This is a genomic window from Mesorhizobium sp. WSM4819, from assembly GCF_055811215.1.
The window spans coordinates 1-433 of record NZ_JBVVQO010000104.1; the positions used below are offsets into that span (position 1 = coordinate 1).

Annotated in this window: 1 pseudogene; it reads right to left on the bottom strand. The window is 55.9% G+C overall.

Annotated elements, in window-relative coordinates:
• Positions 1–306: 306 nt before the first annotated feature.
• Positions 307–433 (bottom strand): annotated as a pseudogene (locus AC0L18_RS32425) (transposase); the annotation flags it as partial.

Consider the following 433-nt stretch of genomic DNA (forward strand, 5'->3'; position numbering starts at 1 on the left):
ACGGGGGCTGCGCGGCGGACACGCCAACGTCACCGCTGAATGCCACGCCATTTTTGCAGAACTTGACGCACACAACTGCAAAAAGACGATTTAGGACTGACGTATAGGCATGACGATTTACGGCACGCCCCAAGGCGTGCCGGCCCGGCAGTGAGCTTAGTCTCCTGCCTGGCATTCAATCTTCTGAGTGTCTGCTCTCATTAGATGTTTAAATTTGTGTGCGTCAATTTCTTGTGTGGATGCCAGCCGTTTTGCAAGGAAGAACCTGAAGCATTGGACATGTGATCGAGTGCGGTCATGTGTCATGGCGCCGATGATGAGCAACCGCCGAATATCGCGCTGGACCATTTTCGATCCCTTCCCTAGTCGTTGCTTGCCGCCGCTCGACTTCTGCCGAGGGACCAGCCCGAGCCAGGCGGCGAAATCGCGACCG